The organism is Pseudomonas sp. P1_F1_2 (assembly GCF_056405815.1).
In genome coordinates this window covers 1-16,297 of the sequence record NZ_JBFUBK010000076.1, presented here as the reverse complement: position 1 = coordinate 16,297, position 16,297 = coordinate 1, and the positions used below count along the sequence as shown (strand labels likewise).

Annotated in this window: 15 protein-coding genes; 7 read left to right on the top strand and 8 right to left on the bottom strand. The window is 59.3% G+C overall.

Features of this window, described 5'->3' with window-relative positions:
• Nucleotides 1-222: 222 nt before the first annotated feature.
• From AC1D2P_RS20980 to AC1D2P_RS20970, 3 genes are all read right to left on the bottom strand, one after another.
• The gene (locus AC1D2P_RS20980) at nt 223-2,535 is read right to left on the bottom strand and encodes a hypothetical protein (RefSeq protein WP_477758185.1); all 2,313 of its coding nucleotides are present in this window, start codon (nt 2,533-2,535) and stop codon (nt 223-225) included.
• 150 nt (nt 2,536-2,685) lie between these two features.
• Nucleotides 2,686-3,081, bottom strand: coding sequence for a YbaN family protein (locus tag AC1D2P_RS20975; protein ID WP_477758184.1), 396 nt, complete (start codon nt 3,079-3,081; stop codon nt 2,686-2,688).
• 10 nt (nt 3,082-3,091) lie between these two features.
• The gene (locus tag AC1D2P_RS20970; protein WP_046032761.1) at nt 3,092-3,679 is read right to left on the bottom strand and encodes a UPF0149 family protein; all 588 of its coding nucleotides are present in this window, start codon (nt 3,677-3,679) and stop codon (nt 3,092-3,094) included.
• 412 nt (nt 3,680-4,091) lie between these two features.
• Here AC1D2P_RS20970 and recQ point away from each other — a divergent pair, with 412 nt between their 5' ends.
• The 4 genes from recQ (at nt 4,092) to AC1D2P_RS20950 (ending at nt 8,950) form a co-directional block, all read left to right on the top strand.
• Nucleotides 4,092-6,218 carry a DNA helicase RecQ gene (recQ, locus tag AC1D2P_RS20965; RefSeq protein WP_109786372.1) on the top strand — a complete coding sequence of 709 codons (2,127 nt, stop codon included), beginning with the start codon at nt 4,092-4,094 and terminating at the stop codon, nt 6,216-6,218.
• A 118-nt stretch (nt 6,219-6,336) separates the two neighbouring features.
• Complete coding sequence (locus tag AC1D2P_RS20960; RefSeq protein WP_046032763.1) at nt 6,337-6,771, top strand: MarR family transcriptional regulator; 435 nt, start codon at nt 6,337-6,339, stop codon at nt 6,769-6,771.
• Nucleotides 6,772-6,899: 128 nt separating this feature from the next.
• Complete coding sequence (locus tag AC1D2P_RS20955; protein ID WP_477811571.1) at nt 6,900-8,618, top strand: motility hub landmark protein FimV; 1,719 nt, start codon at nt 6,900-6,902, stop codon at nt 8,616-8,618.
• Between the two features lie 44 nt (nt 8,619-8,662).
• Entirely contained in the window at nt 8,663-8,950 is a 288-nt protein-coding gene (locus AC1D2P_RS20950; RefSeq protein ID WP_046032765.1) for an Rdx family protein, read from the top strand.
• On the opposite strand, the gene AC1D2P_RS20945 is transcribed toward AC1D2P_RS20950, so the two are convergent.
• Entirely contained in the window at nt 8,944-9,837 is an 894-nt protein-coding gene (locus AC1D2P_RS20945) for a DMT family transporter (protein WP_109786374.1), read from the bottom strand. The two genes, AC1D2P_RS20950 and AC1D2P_RS20945, sit on opposite strands and share 7 nt — an antisense overlap.
• Before the next feature lie 238 nt (nt 9,838-10,075).
• Nucleotides 10,076-10,834, bottom strand: a complete 759-nt coding sequence (locus AC1D2P_RS20940; RefSeq protein WP_477758182.1) for a helix-turn-helix transcriptional regulator — start codon at nt 10,832-10,834, stop codon at nt 10,076-10,078.
• Between the two features lie 128 nt (nt 10,835-10,962).
• Here AC1D2P_RS20940 and AC1D2P_RS20935 point away from each other — a divergent pair, with 128 nt between their 5' ends.
• Nucleotides 10,963-11,778 carry a UDP-2,3-diacylglucosamine diphosphatase gene (locus AC1D2P_RS20935; protein ID WP_046032768.1) on the top strand — a complete coding sequence of 272 codons (816 nt, stop codon included), beginning with the start codon at nt 10,963-10,965 and terminating at the stop codon, nt 11,776-11,778.
• Nucleotides 11,779-11,920: 142 nt separating this feature from the next.
• Here AC1D2P_RS20935 and AC1D2P_RS20930 read toward each other — a convergent pair whose 3' ends face one another.
• Entirely contained in the window at nt 11,921-12,511 is a 591-nt protein-coding gene (locus AC1D2P_RS20930; protein ID WP_046032769.1) for an HD domain-containing protein, read from the bottom strand.
• Between the two features lie 99 nt (nt 12,512-12,610).
• Nucleotides 12,611-12,922: an Mpo1-like protein gene (locus tag AC1D2P_RS20925; protein WP_477758181.1), complete on the bottom strand. Its 312-nt coding sequence runs from the start codon at nt 12,920-12,922 to the stop codon at nt 12,611-12,613.
• Between the two features lie 163 nt (nt 12,923-13,085).
• Between AC1D2P_RS20925 and AC1D2P_RS20920 the strand changes: the two genes are divergently transcribed.
• Nucleotides 13,086-14,147, top strand: coding sequence for an AraC family transcriptional regulator (locus tag AC1D2P_RS20920; RefSeq protein ID WP_077430678.1), 1,062 nt, complete (start codon nt 13,086-13,088; stop codon nt 14,145-14,147).
• Here AC1D2P_RS20920 and AC1D2P_RS20915 read toward each other — a convergent pair.
• A complete protein-coding gene (locus AC1D2P_RS20915; protein ID WP_077430677.1) occupies nt 14,104-15,558 on the bottom strand; it encodes a TrkH family potassium uptake protein in 1,455 nt (484 codons plus the stop codon). The two genes, AC1D2P_RS20920 and AC1D2P_RS20915, sit on opposite strands and share 44 nt — an antisense overlap.
• Before the next feature lie 121 nt (nt 15,559-15,679).
• Here AC1D2P_RS20915 and AC1D2P_RS20910 point away from each other — a divergent pair, with 121 nt between their 5' ends.
• Nucleotides 15,680-16,246 (top strand): nitroreductase family protein, encoded by a 567-nt coding sequence (locus tag AC1D2P_RS20910; RefSeq protein ID WP_223522565.1) that lies wholly within the window; start codon nt 15,680-15,682, stop codon nt 16,244-16,246.
• Nucleotides 16,247-16,297: the final 51 nt, after the last annotated feature.

The following is a 16,297-nucleotide window of genomic DNA, read 5'->3' as shown; positions in this document are numbered from 1 at the left end:
GAAGGTAATGAGGAGGATTTGGAACCTTGACGGCTGATTTGGCTACTGTCAGAAGTAACAGGTAGTGTTGGTTTTTCGACGAGCGGTTGGCGAAGACATGATCCATGTGAAACGTGCCGGGCACGGTACGGAATCTGATTTAAACCGGCGGTAAGTTCAACGAAAAAAAATCCGCCATCTCCTTGGAATAAGGTGGCGGATTTTTTTTTTGCCGATAGCGGTCTAGATTATTTTTACTTCGATATCGTCAATTTCGTAATCGTTGCCCTGTCCTGATGCTACATGACTGACTATGGTCAATGTCGTTTCCGGAGACGAGGCAACGAACGTTCCCGAAAGCGATTTCCAGGTCAGACTGTCGACCATAACAGGCCCGGCAATCTGTACTCCATTTGCGCTTAGCGAAATCGATGGGACAGCTTGGGATTCAACAAGTCTGCGGTAATTGATCGTAAATGAATAAGAGCTGTTTGCTTGCAGGTTCAAAAATTGTTTCTGCAGGACAGTGCCGGCAGATTCGTTGCTGTTGGTATAGTTTCTGGCAACCGAATTACCGTCCACTAGGATGATCGACCAGTCCGATGGATGAGTTGCTTCCCCTCTTGCCCACTCGTTCCAGTTTCCATTGTCAAATGTGGTCAGATCAAGCCCAATCCCTCCAATGAGGAACGTCAATGGGTTTGAATAACTGGTCCTGCCTGTTTCAAAACGCAGGATGTTGTAACTGACACTCAGTTTTTCATGACGTCGCGCTTCGAAGTGTTGCTGCACAAACGCTGCGTTGAGGGGGAAATCCACGTCCTTGCCGGCGCTCAGTGCATTGAGCGTTTTTGAGTCTTCTGCGATCAGCGCGCCTGCGGCGTCCCGTAACTGCCAGGTCACCACGTCCTTGGCCTTGCTCGGATTGGAGACCGGGTTGGGGCAGGTCACCTTGCTGATGCCGTTAGAAAGCTCGTTGGGTTCCAGGATGCCGTCTGCTTCACCGAGGACGATCGGCTTGACCAGTTCCAATTGCGCTTCGCCGACATTCAGCAACGCCGCATGCCGTGACGCTCGGCGGACAATCTCGCCGTCCTCGTCGCTCAGCAGGTTGTACGAAAGGTCCAGCGTGCCACCTTCCAGGGTCTTGAGGTGCCGGCCCTCCACGGTGATGAAAAAATCTTCCTTGGCGTCGACGTCGCCATGGCTGATTTGGTGCCAGTCCAACTCTGGGTCATAGGTGCTCAGGTCAGGTCGGGTACCGAGCCATTTCAATTCGATTGCCATGCCTTCTTCGAAGATTTCGTCGAAGGGGATCTGTACCCGGGTGCTCGGCAGGTCGGGGTCGATGCTGCCGTTCAGTGCATCTTCAGCCTTGGGCGCCGCCAGACGTCTCGGTTCACCAACAATGTTGATGAACCGGCCCTTCGAGCGCTGGATGACCGAGCCGCCACGCTCCAGCTCATAGGAAAATATCGCCTGGGTCTTGGCCAGCTTGCGTGCGGCGCTGTTGGGCAGGAAAACATCGACTACGACGGGTGGATTCTTCTCAATGGGTTGGCGAACACTGGCATGGACCTGCTCACCCTCAAGGGTGGTGCCCTTGACGTGCATGATGATGACATCGTCGAGCATGAAATCGACGGGGGAGGCGGCCCAAACCTGCAGGTCGAGGTCCTCGTCGCCGAGGCTGTCCAGATTGAGTACGCTGCCATTAGCCTGCTCGAGAATCGGCGCCTCCAGCCGTGAGTTGCCGGTGTCGACCATGATGCGGGTTTCTTCACACCAGTCTTCGGCGACGTTGTTCACCTTGTCATGGATCAGGAACGTCACGGCCAGACCATCGGGCCCTGAATCCGCGGCGTCAAGAATCACCGCTTCGGTCACGTGGATCACAATGGGATTGTTGGCCGGGTCATCGACCTGCTCTTGGGTGACCGGGTCGGACAGCACCATGATGCCGCCCCAACTGAGCGTGATCACGTCGCCCTCGAAGACATTTGGGTAGGGCGATTTTTCGGGGCTACCGGGTTTGGCCTGGACGGTGATGTCCACGCCGTCCTTGGCGACGTCCTTGTCCACACCGTCGGCGATCAGTGCCGGGTCGATGTACATGAACAGCTCGGAGTGGGCTCCCGGTTCCGGGTTCAGATCCTGACCGCCAGGCAGTTCGAGTTTGATGTAGAGCTTGACGGCGGGCGTAGAGGTTTCGGGGGCCTGGCTGAGACGAGTCACGCGGTAGGCGAGTAAAAAAGTACCGGTTTGCAGGCGCCCCGGCGCGATCCACAACGTAACGCGTTGGCCCACTTCGGTGTCTTCGGAGAGTGTGTGTTGATCCACTACGTTGCCATTGAGCAAGAGTTCAACCTTGTCGCCTTTGCTCATGTTCGCCCAGTCGGGAAGATGAACTTTCAAACCCTTGTCGGGAAAGTTGTCGAGCGCGGCGGCTCGGTTAATACCCCATTCCCCGGACGGAAGTTGCGGCTCGGTACGGCCGGGGATTTCCGGTTCGCGCAGCGCCAGGGGTGCAACGTCTCTCGGCGGTTGGATGAGCATGGTGATAACTCCCGGTCGAAGGAATGGGCGACGGAGTTATTTATGGTCTGGGAGGGGGATCCTGGCTACTGTCAAATCTGACAGGTTACGGCTGGTTTTAGACGAGCGGTCACCGGCGGAGTTGTGACGGTTGCCTCGGGCTGAAGCCTCTCATAGCTTGTGCAAGGTCTTCTGTTGCAGGATATAAATCGTGACGAGCACGGCGCTGGTCAGCATGAACCCGCGCGCCCACGGCAGGGGCACCAGATAGCAGGAGAACAGGATGCTCGCCCACATCAGCCCGATGGCGTAGACCTTGCCCTTGAGCGGGATGCCGTTGCCGTCGAGATAGTCGCGAATCCACGGGCCGAGCCGTGGATGCTCCACCAGCCACTGATAAAAACGCGGCGAACTGCGGGCGAAGCACGCGGCGGCCAGCAACAGGAAGGGGGTGGTGGGCAAAACTGGCAGGAAAATCCCGATCACCCCCAGCGCTACGCTCAGCCAGCCGATGGCCAGCAGTACATAGCGCAACATCAGGGGGCGGTTGCCTATGGGGTTGTCCATAGGCAAGACCTTAGTGGTGACGTGGCTTGAGGATCGCCGGTTTTTCGTCTGGTGCGTTGCACAGCAGGTACAGCGCAGTCAGGGCTTCCGGGATCTGAACGATCATGTCGTCCATCAGGTTGGCATCCTTGGCGATGTCTTCGAACTCTGGCTGTTCGTCGAACAGGCCCGAGCCGACCATGATCGGCAGCAGCATTTCGCTGACTTCGTCTTCGGCACTTTCGAACCAGGCTGCTTCGCGCAGGAACACACCTTCCATGAAACCGATGCACCAGCCGCGCAGGTCGGAATCATCCGGCTCTTCGCCCAGGTCCAGGTCGCATGGCAGTTCGAATTCTTCATCGGACGCCAGTTGGCGGGCAATGTGAGCCTTGAGGCCGATCAGTGTGGCTTCGATCTCTTCGCGCTGCGCTTCGCTGCTGTAATGCGGTTCTTCGGCGAAGAGGGCGTCGATCCACTCACGGTCAGGAACGGTTTCGGAACAGATCGACAGCGCGGTGAGGTAGCCGTGAGCGGCCACATAGTCCAGCGCCTCGTCATGCAGTTCGTCGGCGTCGAGGAAGACTTGCAAACGGGTTAGTTGCTCAGCGAAGGACATTAAAGGGCTACCTTGGGGAATGTTCGATGCGGGAATTCTAGGCCTTCTTGAGCGCTCAGGCCAGCCGCGCGGCATATTTGCACCCTCGTAAGAACAGGCAACCCCGCAATCCCTGTAGGAGTGAGCCTGCTCGCGAAAGCGGTGCCACATTCAAAATCAATGTTGACTGGCCCACCGCCATCGCGAGCAAGCTCGCTTCCACAGGGTTCTTCATTGGATTTGCTACATGTGTCTTATCAGCGGTGCCCTGTGCGAGGGAGGCCTCGGGTATACTCGCGCGTTTTGTGATGCCCTGCTGGCGTCCCGGCTGAAATGTGAAGCGTCATGCAACGCGCCCTTACGATTTGTCGGTGCAGCGTGCGTGGTTCTGAACCAGCCTTGCAGGGATGTTTTTGTGATTTTTGGAGTTTTTATGCTCGAACAGGCTCAACGCGTCCTCAAGGACATCTTCGGCTACGACAGTTTTCGTGGCCGTCAGGGTGCAATCATTGAGCGCGTGGCCAGTGGCGGCGACGCCCTGGTACTGATGCCTACCGGTGGCGGCAAATCCTTGTGTTTCCAGGTCCCGGCACTGCTGCGTGAAGGCCTGGCGGTGGTGGTTTCGCCGCTGATCGCACTGATGGACGACCAGGTCGCCACCCTCGAAGAGCTGGGTGTCGCGGCGGCTGCATTGAACTCCACGCTGAGCGCTGAACAACAGCGCGACCTGGCGGCCCGCATCAAGCGTGGCGAAGTGAAAATGCTCTACCTGGCGCCCGAGCGTCTGGTCCAGCCGCGCATGCTGGCGTTCCTGCAAAGCCTTGAAATTGCCCTGTTCGCCATCGACGAAGCGCACTGTGTATCGCAGTGGGGTCACGACTTCCGCCGTGAATACCTGCAACTGGGCCAATTGGCGGAATTATTCCCGAACGTCCCGCGTATCGCCCTGACGGCCACCGCCGATAAACGTACCCGCGAAGAAATCGTCGATCGCCTGCACTTGCACAATGCCGAACGTTTTCTGTCGAGTTTCGACCGTCCAAACATCTTCTACCGCATCGTGCCCAAGGAGCAGCCGCGCAAGCAGTTGCTGGCGTTCCTGGCCGAGCGGCGCAGCGATGCCGGCATTGTTTACTGCCTGTCGCGCAAAAAGGTCGACGAAGTGGCGGTGTTCCTCAGTGAACAAGGTTTCCCGGCGCTGCCGTATCACGCAGGTTTGCCCAACGAAACCCGGGCCCATCACCAGAAACGCTTCCTCAACGAGGAAGGCCTGATCATGGTCGCCACCGTGGCGTTCGGCATGGGCATCGACAAGCCCAACGTGCGGTTTGTCGCTCACCTCGATTTGCCGAAGTCCCTTGAGGCCTATTACCAGGAAACCGGTCGCGGCGGTCGTGACGGTCTGCCGGCGGATGCCTGGATGGCGTACGGCCTGCAAGACGTGGTGATGCTCAAGCAAATGCTGCAAAACTCCGAAGGCGATGAGCGCCACAAGCGTCTGGAGCAGCACAAGCTCGACGCCATGCTCTCGCTGTGCGAAGAAACCCGCTGCCGTCGCCAGACGTTGCTGGCCTACTTTGATGAAGACATGCCTGAACCATGCGGCCATTGCGACAACTGTGTCGATGGCGTGCAGACCTGGGACGCCACTGAACCTGCGCGTCAGGCGCTGTCGGCGATTTATCGCACCGGCCAGCGTTATGGCGTCGGGCATCTGGTGGACGTGTTGCTGGGCAAGGACAACGAAAAGGTCCGCAGCTTTGGTCATCAGCATCTGTCAGTGTTTGGTGTTGGCAAGGCAATGGGCGAGAGTGAGTGGCGGTCGCTGTTCCGACAGCTGGTTGCCCGTGGCCTGGCCGACATCGACCTCGAAGGCTACGGTGGCCTGCGCCTGAGCGACACCTGCCGGCCGCTGCTCAAGGGCGAAGTGACCCTGGAACTGCGCCGCGACCTCAAGCCGCAAACCACCGCCAAAAGCAGCAAGAGCCAGGCGAGCCAACTGGTCCGGGGCGAAGAGCGCGAGCAGTGGGAAGCCTTGCGCGCTCTGCGCCGCAAACTCGCCGAAGAACATGGCGTGCCGCCGTATGTCATTTTCCCCGATTCGACATTGTTGGAAATGCTCCGCAGCCAGCCCACCTCACTCTCGGAAATGGCCACGGTCAGCGGCGTCGGTGCACGCAAGCTGGAGCGTTACGGCGAAGCGTTCCTCGAAGTGCTCGGCGGTCAGGTCGAAGCGCCGAAAGTCGTGGCCGACGTGCGCCACGAACTGATCACCCTGGCCCGAGCCGGCATGACGCCGCTGCAAATCGCCGGTCAGTTGCAGTGTTCGGAGAAGAACGTCTACACCATGCTCGCCGAGGCCATCGGCAAGCAACAGTTGTCGCTGGAGCAGGCGCTGGATTTGCCTGAAGAGCTGATGGGCGAAGTCCAGGATGCCTTCCTCGACGGCGAAGGTGAGTTGCCGGCGGTTTCGGAGATTGCCGCGCTGTTTGCCGGGCGAGTGCCAGAAGGGGTTTTGTATTGCGTGCGTGCGGCCCTGCAATCGGAGTTTGAGGTTTAAGCGGTTTTGTAGGTTGATGTAACGATTCACTACAGACCGAGCCTTGCCTCAAGCCAAGGGTCATGCTTAGCTGGCTAATAATTAGTTTTTATTACTTCAGTCTAATCATGAGTGTTTTATGCCGTTAACCGATCAACACCGCTTTGGCATGCAATTGGCCCAGATGTCGCGAGGCTGGCGTGCCGAATTGGACCGTCGACTGGCGGGGCTGGGATTGTCCCAGGCTCGCTGGCTAGTGCTGCTGCACCTGGCACGCTTCGAACAAGCCCCCACCCAGCGTGAACTGGCGCAAAGCGTCGGTGTTGAAGGGCCGACCCTGGCCCGATTGCTCGACAGCCTGGAAACCCAGGGACTGGTGCAGCGCCAAGCGGTGCTGGAAGACCGCCGGGCGAAAAAAATCGCTCTCTGCGCGCCGGCCCTTCCCCTGATCGAACAAATTGAAACCATTGCCACCCAACTGCGCCAAGAGCTGTTCGCAGGCGTCGACGAGGCCGATCTAAAGGTCTGCATGCGGGTTCACGGGCACATTCTGGCCAACCTGGAAAAATCTTGACGCATAACCCCTCGCCAGACTTTTGAGATACCCCCGCTGGGCAGACTATAAAGAACTACTACGCAATATCGTGTTCGTAACGGATGTGCGAACACGCATAGGTTGGTTCTGTTATCTAAGGGATGCTCATGCTTGAGAGTTGGCCATTGGTTTTACGGTGTGGCGCCAGGTTGTTTCTGGTCGGTGGTGCGATCACTTACTCGGCATTGGCGCCCGCGCTGGGCTTGGGGGATATCACGCTTCACTCCGCGCTGAATCAGCCATTGAGTGCCGACATCGCCCTGGTGGATGTCGGCGGGCTGGAGGAGGGGGAGTTGTCGGTCAGTCTGGCGACGGCAGATGAATTCAGTCGCGCTGGCGTGGAGCGGTTGTTCTTCCTCAACAACCTGAAGTTCACCCCGATCCTGCGGGGCAATCGAAGCCTGATCCGGGTCACCTCCAGCAAAGCGGTCAGCGAACCTTTCCTGAATTTTGTGGTGCAGCTCAATCAGCCCAACGGGCGCGTGCTGCGTGAGTACACGGTACTGATTGATCCACCGGGTACTCCGGGTGTCGAACCCGTCGCGGATGAGCCGGTCACCACGCCTCAGTCTTCTGCCTTCCCCGTCGTCAAACCCAGCGCGCCATCAAACCCGGTGAAGAAATCCGCCGCAGTGCCGGTAGCGGTGCAACCTGCCACCGTCCCCGTGAATGATCCCGTTGTTGCCGAACAACTGGCCGCCAGCGTGCTGCACAACCAGCAGCTGCAAACCACTGTTGACGAGTTGAATTCAAAGCTTCAAGCACAGGACGAGCAGATCACCGGTCAGAAAAAACAGGTGACCGAGTTGCAAACCYGATTGGCTGAAGTCACTCACGCCGCCGCCGAGCCCGTGGCGCCAGTGCCTGTCGCGCCCACACCCGTCGTTGTCGAGGAGCAGGGAGCGACCCACTGGCAGTTGATCATTGGATTGCTGGCGCTGGTGGCRTTGGCACTGCTGGGGTGGTTCGTTCGTCATCGACGCCAGCAAGTTCTGGTGTTGCCCGAGGCTTTCACCGATTTGCCGTCACCGCAGGAGCCGGTACACGATCGTCCAGCACAACCATTGGCACACACCGCCATGCTTAAACCGGCCACCGATCACCGTGAAGCAACGTCAGCAGGCGATGTGCTGGAAGGTGTCGGCATCTACCTGACCTATGGTCGTTTTTCCGAAGCCGCAGCCTTGTTGCGAGAGGCGCTGAGCAAAGAGCCTCAACGCTCGGACCTGGCCGTGCAACTGCTGGAGGTGCTCGGTAAACAAGGTGATGTGCCCGCCTATGAGGCACAGGAAAACAGCCTGCGACAAGCCGGGTTTGACCGACAAAAACTTCAGGACATCCGCACCCGTCACCCGAAACTGAACAGTGCGGTACCTGCGGTCGCGGCACCGGTCGTCGCCCCTGAGCAAGCCTCACCCAACGACGGTTTCCAGTTGAACCTGGATGATTTGTCGATGGATTCCAGTTGGGACCTCGTCAGTCCCTTCGACAGTTCGACGCCCGACGTGCACCCATTGCCCGACGCGTCATTGCTGCCGGAACCCGAACTGGAATGGGACCCGGTACCTGATTTGCCGTTGCAGGCTGTCGATTTTCTCGATGAATTCAGCGACGTCGGTCAGTCATTGCAACATGAGCCGCTGCAACATGAACCGCTGAGCCTTGCGCCGCTGGAGCCGAACAACGCCGGTAAACTCGAGCAGGCCCAGACCTGCATTGACGATGGCGATCTCGACAACGCCATCGCGCTGCTGAATGAATTGCTCAAGGACGGCGACGAGCCACTTCGCCAGACCGCCCGCAGTCTGTTGGCCGGTATCCGCTGAGGCTCTATGATAGCGACGCCCTCAGATTCAGAGACTCGCCCGTCATGACCGCGCACAAACCGGAAATCGTCATCACCTACTGCACGCAATGCCAATGGCTATTGCGTGCCGCCTGGCTGGCCCAGGAACTGCTCAGTACCTTTGGCGATGACTTGGGCAAAGTGTCGCTGGTGCCCGGCACCGGCGGGGTGTTCCATATTTTCTGTGACGAGGTGCAGCTTTGGGAGCGCAAGGCTGATGGCGGTTTCCCGGAGGCCAAGGTGCTCAAGCAGCGGGTCCGCGATCAGATTGACCCGGACCGCGACCTGGGCCACAACGACCGGACTCAGTGAGACGCCGCTTCAGCGACCACGGTCTTTTTGCTTGAGCCACCCGACAGCCTGCTGGACACCACGATCGCGACGATGATCAACGCGCCGCCGACCAGCATGCGCAGCGTCGGGTTTTCATTGAACAGCAGCCAGGCCATGGTGATCCCGTAAACCGGTTCCAGGGCGAACACCACCGCCGCAGTGCGTGCCTTGATCACCGCCAGGCTGGCGACGAACAGGCTGTGTGCAACGCCGGTGCAGAACACCCCGAGCAGACCGATCCACAGCCAGTCGATGCCGCGCACTTCGCTCAATTGCGGTGCCGCCACGGGCAGCAGGCACACCGCGACCACCACGTTCTGGCACAGCGCGGCCTGCACCGGCGGGATTCGCCCGGAGCTGGCCCGGTTGGTCAGTGACAGCAAGGCAAACAACAGCCCGGAACCGACGGCCCAAAGCAGGCCGGTGGTAGCGCCGCTGGCCAGATCGAAGTCCGGGGTGACCAGCACCAACCCGACACTCACCAGCACGACCAGCAGGATTTCGTTGGCGCGAATCCGCTCGCGGAAAACCAGCCCTTCGAGAATGACGGTAAACGCCGGGAAACTGGCAAAACCCAGGGTCGCAATCGCCACACCCGCCACTTTCACCGCAATGAAGAAACTCACCCAGTGCCCGGCCAGCAACAAACCGCTGAGCAGCAGACGGCGCCAGTCCACGGCTTCAAGCTTTTGCCAGCGGGTGTTGCTGGCGAAGCGCGCAAAGACCGCCAGGGCCAGGACCGCAAACGCGGCACGGCCAAAGACGATGACAGCGGGGGAGGCGGCAGCGAGTTTGCCGAACACACCGGTCAGGCCAAACATCAGTGCGCCAATATGCAAAGCGCCAAGGGCGGTACGGGGAGTCATTACAATCCTTGATTAACGTAGTAAGCCAAACCGACAGAGTCCACGGACTTGTAGCAGCTGGCGAAGCCTGAGTCCGACTGCGAAGCGGTCGTAAAACCGGAAAACGCGGTGCATCAGACACATCGCATTTGTCCCGATTGCGACCGCTTCGTCCGAACGCAGCCCGAGTCTGACGCAGGCTTCGCCAGCGGCTACATTAAATCGCGTGAGGCTTGGCGTGTCTGTCGTCAGACTCGCGTCATTTATCGCCAGCCTCGCGCCGCAGTTTGCCGGGGGAAGCGCCAAACTCACGCAATACCGCCGCGGCGAAAGCACTCTGGGAGCTATAGCCGACCCGGCTGGCAATCTCGCCGATGGGCAATGGTGAATCGCGCAGCAATCCCACCGCCAGATGAAGCCGCCGGCTGCGGATGTAGTCCATTGGCGTCTGCCCGCATTCGGCGATAAACCGTGCGTGCAAGCGAGCGCTGGACAGCCCGGCCACCTGGGCCAGATCTGCCACTTGCAGCGGATAAGCCGCGTATTGATCGATGTGCGCATTCATCGCCGCATACGGCAGGCGCCGTCCGCCGACGCTGTCAGGTTTGGCGTTATTAAGGCTGGCCAGCAACAGCACTGCGCCTTGTTGCGCGATCAACGGATCGTTGACCTGACTGCCTGCCAGCCAATTGACCAATTGGCTTTGCCCGGCATCCAGCGGCAGGCGCCCGGCGTTGTCGAGCAGGCGGCGACTGGCTGCGGCGTGGTCACCCAGAGACTGTGAAATCCATTGATCGCTCGGCACATCCAGCACCAGGCAACGGCTGCCATTGCTACTGCCGCACGCGTGATGGAAACCGGACGGGACGACCACGAAACTCTGCTGCACCACCTGGCTGCCATGGCCATCGACTTCGAAGTCCAGCGCACCCGACAAGCCGAACACCAGTTGAGCGTGGTCGTGGCTGTGGACGATCAAGTCTTCGGTGTACTGGCGTAGTGTGAGGATCGGTCTCATCACAGCTCTCCTGGCAAGATGGGGCCAGTCTACACCGGCCTGCCGCTGTCACAGGAATGACTCGCCACTGTCATGCTCAATTAACCCGATCGGCGCAACCTTGGAAAAACCATCGCAGAGGGTTGCCCATGACCAGCGCCGAGCTCGCCAAACCCAGTCGTAAGCAACGTGTGCGCACCTTATGGATTTCCGATGTGCACCTGGGCACTCGGGATTGCCAGGCTGAACACCTGTCGCAGTTTCTCAAGGGCTACCACGCGGACAAGATTTACCTGGTCGGCGACATCATCGACGGCTGGAAACTGCGCGGCGGCATGTATTGGCCGCAGGCGCACACCAACGTGATCCGGCGCTTGCTGACCATGAGCAAGCGCGGCACCGAAGTCATCTATGTGACCGGCAATCACGACGAATTCCTGCGTCGCTATTCCAAGCTGATTCTGGGCAACATCCAACTGGTGGATGAAGCCGTGCACGTGACCGCCGATGGCCGTCACTTGCTGGTTATCCATGGCGATCAGTTCGATGTCATCACCCGGTATCACCGCTGGCTGGCCTTTCTCGGCGACTCGGCCTACGAATTCACCCTGACCCTCAACCGCTGGCTCAACCATTGGCGCGCCCGTTATGGCTATGGTTATTGGTCGTTGTCGGCGTACCTCAAGCACAAGGTGAAAACCGCGGTCAGCTTCATCAGCGACTTCGAGGAAGCTATCGCTCACGAATGCCTGAAGCGCGAGTTGCATGGCGTGGTGTGCGGGCACATTCACCACGCCGAGATTCGCAAGGTCGGCGAGGTGGATTACCTCAATTGCGGGGACTGGGTGGAGTCGTGCACGGCGCTGATCGAGCATTGGGACGGGACGATCGAGCTGTATCGCCTGGCGGATGCTCAGGCGCGGGAAGCTGAATTGAGGGCCATCAAGGTCGCCGAACCGGCCTAGGAATACGGTGTCTGGGCAGGCCTCATCGCGGGCAAGCCCGCTCCCACATTGAGCAAGGTGAACACTAGATTTGTGACTGCTAGAAAAGCCTGTGGGAGCGGGCTTGCCCGCGATGGACCGCGCAGCGGTCCCCTGAGGTCTATCAGGCCGGCGAATGTTGTTCCATCGCCGCTGTATAAATCGAGTTCTTCGGTTGGGCGAACACCCGCTCCATCATCGGCTCAAAGAAGCTCAGTGGCAGCGTCTCATACTCAGGGTCGAACGCCGCCGCATCGTACTTGGCACAGAACTCGATGGTCGCCTGATATTGCGGGTGTCCGCTGAATTGCTCGCGCAGGTGCCGATCCATCCCCAGGTGATGGAAGAAGTAGTAACCCTGGAAAATCCCGTGTTTCTCCACCATCCATAAGTTGTCGGCGCTGACGAACGGCTTGAGGATCGCCGCTGCAATGTCCGGGTGGTTGTAGGAGCCAAGGGTGTCGCCGATGTCGTGCAGCAGCGCACAGACCACGTATTCTTCATCACGGCCATCGCGCCAGGCGCGGCTGGCGGTTTGCAGCGAATGGGTCAGGCGATCTACCGGGAAGCCGCCAAAATCACCCGCCAGCAACTTCAGGTGCGCCACAATCCGTGCCGGTAATTGTTTGGCGTAGGCACTGAAGTCCGCGGCGATGATCGCCCAGTCCTCCTGCGTGCCATCCTGCATGTGCGTGAATCGGGCATGGGCATTCATCAGCTATCCTCTTGTTCTAATCGAATGGGATGTCTTGAGTGTAGAACTTGGATCCAATATTACATTGGCCACGCAGGTCGCTTTTATGGCCAGTGGAGCCTAGAAGGGCACACGACCCAGAATCATGTCGCGGTACATGACAAAGTCGCCAAGCAGGCTATAAAGAGGATGTTGGAAGGTTGCAGGTCGATTCTTCTCAAAGAAGAAATGCCCGACCCAGGCGAAGCTGTAACCGGCCAGCGGAAGGGCCCAAAGCAACAGCCATGCGCCTTTGCCGATGGCCAGGGCCAGGATGAAAATGACCAGCGTCGTGCCGATAAAGTGCAGTCGTCGGCAAGTACTGTCGCTGTGTTCGCTGAGGTAATACGGGTAGAACTCAGCAAAACTGTTGAAACGTTTGATGTTTTCCACGACTGCGATCTCTGTGGTTATTGTTCTGATTGCAAGTTGTTCTGCGGGTAGCTTATTTGAGTCTAGAGTGATCAATGGCATCAGCCAGTGACAATAGGCGCCACTTTAGTATCCTTTGGAAATCAGCCGCGTCAGACGGCTCACCGAACGTGAAGTAAACGCCATGAGCGAACGAACGACTTCTGCAAGCTGGGCGATGGGGATTGTCAAAGCACTGGAGATGGACGGTCTGGATTGCCGGGCTCTGTTCAAGCAGCTAGGGCTCGACTACGCATCGCTGGATGATCCGGATGCGCGCTTCACGCAAGATTCCATGACGCGTCTGTGGCAGCGCGCGGTCGAGCTGTCCGGCAACCCGGCGATAGGCCTGAACATGGGCAAAGTGGTGCGACCGGCCTCCTTCCATGTGGCGGGTTACGCCTTGATGTCCAGCCAGACCCTGGCCGAAGGCTTTCAGCGACTGGTGCGCTATCAGCGGATCATTGCCGAAAGTGCCGACTTGAGTTTCCGCCTGCTGGATGAGGGTTATGCGCTGATTCTGACGGTGCATGGCGACCACTTGCCACCCACCCGGCAAAGTGCCGAAGCGTCGCTGGCCTGTGCGTTGGCGTTGTGCGGCTGGTTGACCGGGCGCACGCTGCAACCGCGCAAGGTGCTGGTGCAGGGCGATCAACCCGTCGACCTCGAACCGTATAAACAAGCCTTTCATGCGCCGTTGGTGTTCAACGCGGCTTACGATGCGTTGATCTTTGAACGTGCCGACATGGAAGCCCCCCTGCCAACTGCCAACGAAGCGATGGCGCTGCTGCATGACCGGTTTGCCGGCGAGTACCTGGCACGGTTCTCCGAGAGCCGCGTGACGCACAATGCGCGTCAAGTGTTGTGTCGTCTGCTGCCGCAGGGCGAACCCAAGCGCGATACCGTGGCGCAAACGCTGCACTTGTCACAGCGCACCTTGCAGCGGCGCTTGCAGGAGGAGGGCACCAGTTTTCAGGCGTTGCTCGATGACACGCGACGTGAATTGGCCGAGCAATACCTTGCCCAGCCCACCATGACCCTGCTGGAAATTGCCTACTTGCTGGGGTTCGCCGATCCGAGCAACTTCTTCCGCGCCTTCCGCCGCTGGTTTGACGCCACGCCCGGCGAGTACCGGGCGCATCTGACGGACGCGGCAGGGCTGGTCAGTGCCGCCAGAACGCAGGAATGCACAGAACAAACACCGTAATGATCTCCAGTCGGCCGAGCAGCATGCCGAACGACAGAATCCACTTGGCGGCGTCCGGCAACGATGAAAAGTTACCCGACGGCCCGATGGTCGGACCCAACCCCGGCCCGACACCGGACACGGTACTGGCCGCACCGGTCAGGGCGGTCATCCAGTCCACGCCGAGCAGTGAGAGCAGCAACGCGATGACGCAGATGGTGATGGCAAAGAAGAACGAAAACGTCAGGATCGAACGCACGATTTCTTCGTCGAGACGGTGACCGTTGTACTTCTGCTTGATCACCGCGCGCGGGTGAATCAACTGGTTAAGGTTGGCCTTGAGCAGGATATAGGCGACCTGGAAGCGGAATATCTTGATCCCGCCGGCCGTCGAGCCGGAGCAGCCGCCGACAAAGCCCAGGTAGAAGAACAGCATCAGCGAGAAATTGCCCCACAGGCTGTAATCCCCCAGCGCAAAACCGGTGGTGGTGACCACCGACGTCACGTTAAACGCCACGTGCCGCAAGGCTTCGAGCCAATGCAGCTGGGTGGTCCACCAGTACCAGGTGCCGAGCACCAGCCAGGTCACCAGCAGCATGCCGAGCATCCCTTGAACCTGCTGATCCCTGAATAACGCCCAGCGGTTGCCGCGCAAGGTCGCCACATACAGGGTGAAGGGCAGGCTGCCGAGAATCATGATGACGATCGCCACCCAGTGCACCGCCGGTTGTGTCCACTTGGCCAGTGACTGGTCCGACGTGGAAAACCCTCCGGTCGAGATCGCGGACATCGCATGGTTGATCGCATCAAACAGACTCATTCCGGCCCACCACAGCGCCAGGCTGCCGACAATGGTGATGCCGACGTAGGCGGCCACGATCAAGCGCGCCACCATGTGCGAGCGAGGCATGATTTTTTCGGAGCGGTCCGACGATTCGGTCTGAAACAGGCGCATGCCACCGATACGCAACAGCGGCAAAATGGCGACTGCCATGCCGATAAAGCCGATGCCGCCGAGCCAGTGCAGCAGCGAGCGCCACATCAGAATGCCGGGCGACATGGTGTCCAGGCCACTGAGTACTGTGGAGCCGGTGGCGGTGATGCCGGACATGCTTTCGAAGAAGGAGTCGGTGTAGCTGATGTGCTGGGTCAGCAAAAATGGCAGCGCGGCGAAGATGCACACCACCAGCCAACTGCTGACGGTCAACAAATACATGTCCCGTGGACGCAGGTGAACATGCTCGGGACGTCCGGGGATGACCAGCGCCAGGCCAGCCACAAACGTAATCATGCTCGACCACAGGAACGACGGCAGGTCGTTGGTGCGGTCGAAGATCACCAGGGTTGCCATGGGCACGATCATGGAGATCGCCAGCGTGATCAGGAAGATGCCGATGATAAAACCAATAATCCGTAAGGTCGGCAACGCCATGAAATCCGCTCGGGCTGTTGTGGAGGAGGGCGCCATTCTACCTGCGGGGCAGGGCATGTAAACCGACGCCGCTTGCGCACTTGCAGCTAGAATAGCCAAACATTTTTTCAGGAGGTGGCCGATGCAGGCTCTCGACGCTTTGCTCAACCGTGTTTCCGTTCCACGACTGCTTGACCCGGCACCGACCGCAGCGCAGCGCGAAGTTCTGTTTGGCGCCGCCATGCGTGCACCGGACCATGGCCATTTGCAGCCGTGGCGCTTCCTGACGGTCGAGGGTGCGGCGCGTGAGCAGATGGGCGAGTTGCTGGCTGAAGCCGCCAGGCTACAAGACGCCGAGGTGTCCGAGGCCGCGCTGGACAAGGCGCGCAACGGCCCACTCCGGGCGCCACTGGTTGTGGTGGTGATCGCGCGGTTACAGGATCACGTCAAATATCCGAAATCCGAACAACTGCTGGCAGCGGGCTGCGCGGCACACGGGATTTTGCTGGCGGCGTATGCGCAGGGGATTGGCGCGGTATGGCGCACCGGTGAACTGGCGTATTCCGCACATGTGGCCAATGGGTTGGGGTTGGCGCAAGGGGAGGAGGTGATTGCGTTCCTCTACCTGGGCACGCCGCAGAAAGAACCGCGAGTGGCGGAGAAAGTCGATTTGGCCGAATTTGTCAGCGCCTGGCCCGCTAAATCCTGACGTTCAAAAAATCGCAGCCTCGTTTCACTCGACAGCTGCTACAGGTGTACA